Below are 1,967 nucleotides of genomic sequence, written 5' to 3'. Positions count from 1 at the left end.
GTTTTTTCCTATGTTTGCTGTATTTTGTTTGACTGTTCTTAGTATGCTTTTAAATGTATTCTTTGCAATTAAAGAATGCCTAAGCGAGCGACAGTCTAAAAAGTAAACATAACAAGCCATTCAAGCAGGACAAATAACAGTTGGCTATTTGCTCCTTCGTCGCTTATTTTAGCCAACAATTATTTACCTCTTAATGGGGCGTTATGTGTTCCTGTAGTTGAGAGTCATGGAAGAAAAATACATACCAAACAAAGTACCTTTGTATGATCGAATAAAGAACATAGTTTTATCTGTTGCCATGGCAATATTTGGAACAATGGGGTTAATAGAAAATGACCTTGCGGTTTCAGTTTGTCGCCGCTGCGAAGAGATATACCATTTTAGTGGTATATCAGCCGTTATAATGTATATTGCATTAATGATAATGTGTGTGTCATTTGTGTCTGAAGTTATTGACCATTATGATAAAAGAAATAATGAACATGTATATCATCGAATATCAAACTGGACTTTATTACCAAGTCTTGGTTTGTTTATTTTAGCATTTTACGTACAGTTTTCAAACACATAACAAGCTGTTCAACAAGGACAAAAAACAGTTGGCTTTTGCTCCTTCGTCGCTTATTTTAGCCAACAATTTTTTGCCTGTTAACAGGGCGTTATGTACCGCCTTCTTTTAAGGGTAAATTCTTTTTATAAGTTTGGTGGTTTTAAGTTGGTTTAGTATTTTTGGCCTTGAGTTTTCGCTTTGTAGTTTTGTTAATATCGCTATAAAACGAGTGGTTTCGTAAAGCTAAATTTGTGTCACGCTTTTTACGTTTATTTGGTGGCTCAAGATTCACAGTTTGGTTTATGTTAGGCGGTGGGTGTGTTTTGTTTCTTCCGTTTATCTGTTTGATTTTAGAATTTTTTGTTAGTATAAAGTTCATAATAACCAATTACATAACAAGCTATTCAAACGGACGCTAAACAGTTGGCTAGCTTCGTTCCTCGCAATTTTAGCCAACAATTTTTCGCCGCTTAATAGGGCGTTATATGCACAAGGAGTGTCAAGCATTGAACATTAAACTACTTTCTCTTTCGTTGATCGTTTTATTATCAGCATGTGGTTCAAATCAACCACCACCGTATCAACAAGATCGAGCACCTGAAGATAGAGATCAATATAGTGGTGCAGAGGGATTAACTCAGCAGCAAAAAGATCAAACTTATCTTATGAACAAAGAGTTATCTGATAAATGTACAACAGCTAAAATAGATTTGGCTATTGCTGAAACAGATAAGAACTCTAGTGAAATTAAAAAGCAAAATGCACTAATTAGCAGTACGTGCATATAACAAGCAACTCAAGACGGACACAAACAGTTGGCTGTGCTCGTACCTCGCAAATTATAGCCAACTATTTTTAGCCGCTTAGTAGGGCGTTAGCTACACAAGGTTGTGGATATTATATGAGAGTTCGGGTTTTACTAGCGTTACTTATTCCTTTGCAGGGTTGCACTATTGTTGGTGCTGCTTTAGATGAGCAACTTGGTATTGAGAATAAAGAGAATCAGAGAGACGGTACTTTGGCAGAATTAGGAACCCAAGCTGATATTGATCTAGTTAGGCACATTGTTACTGGAGAACCCCTTCCAGTTAAAAAGAAGCCAAAGGGTTGTAGTGATTTAAAAGGTTCAAGAAAAACTGAATGCATAAATACAGTCAAACTATTAAATAAGAGCATAGATAAGCACACTAAGCAGTAGTGTAGCTAACAAGAAATTCAAACGGAAAAAATACAGTTGGCTGTTTTCACTCCGTTCAACATTTTAGCCAACTAAATTTTTCCGCTTAATTTAAGCGTTAGGTGGCACCACTTTTCTGTTTTAATAGTTAACCATCTTATGCATTTATATTATTGGTTTGGTGGTAATTCTGTTTCGTGGGTTTTCGCTAAACGATTTGTAAATGTCGCGAATCATTGT

Annotated in this window: 3 protein-coding genes; all 3 read left to right on the top strand. The window is 35.7% G+C overall.

The genetic code is table 11. The features are described from left to right. The first annotated feature begins 226 nt into the window (after positions 1-226). Entirely contained in the window at positions 227-571 is a 345-nt protein-coding gene (locus H4J39_RS01315; RefSeq protein WP_182225641.1) for a hypothetical protein, read from the top strand. A 464-nt stretch (positions 572-1,035) separates the two neighbouring features. Continuing rightward, positions 1,036-1,338: a hypothetical protein gene (locus H4J39_RS01310; RefSeq protein WP_404842675.1), complete on the top strand. Its 303-nt coding sequence runs from the start codon at positions 1,036-1,038 to the stop codon at positions 1,336-1,338. Positions 1,339-1,451: 113 nt separating this feature from the next. Next, positions 1,452-1,748 (top strand): hypothetical protein, encoded by a 297-nt coding sequence (locus tag H4J39_RS01305; RefSeq protein WP_182225639.1) that lies wholly within the window; start codon positions 1,452-1,454, stop codon positions 1,746-1,748. Positions 1,749-1,967: the final 219 nt, after the last annotated feature.

Source organism: Colwellia sp. Bg11-12 (genome assembly GCF_014076955.1).
Classification (GTDB): domain Bacteria; phylum Pseudomonadota; class Gammaproteobacteria; order Enterobacterales; family Alteromonadaceae; genus Colwellia_A.
Note: the sequence above shows the minus strand (reverse complement) of the source record. Positions and strands in the feature narration are given on the sequence as shown.

Coding starts and splice junctions, on each gene's coding strand:
- H4J39_RS01315 (WP_182225641.1), top strand. CDS start 227: ATGGAAGAAAAATACATACCAAACAAAGTACCTTTGTATGATCGAATA.
- H4J39_RS01310 (WP_404842675.1), top strand. CDS start 1,036: ATGCACAAGGAGTGTCAAGCATTGAACATTAAACTACTTTCTCTTTCG.
- H4J39_RS01305 (WP_182225639.1), top strand. CDS start 1,452: ATGAGAGTTCGGGTTTTACTAGCGTTACTTATTCCTTTGCAGGGTTGC.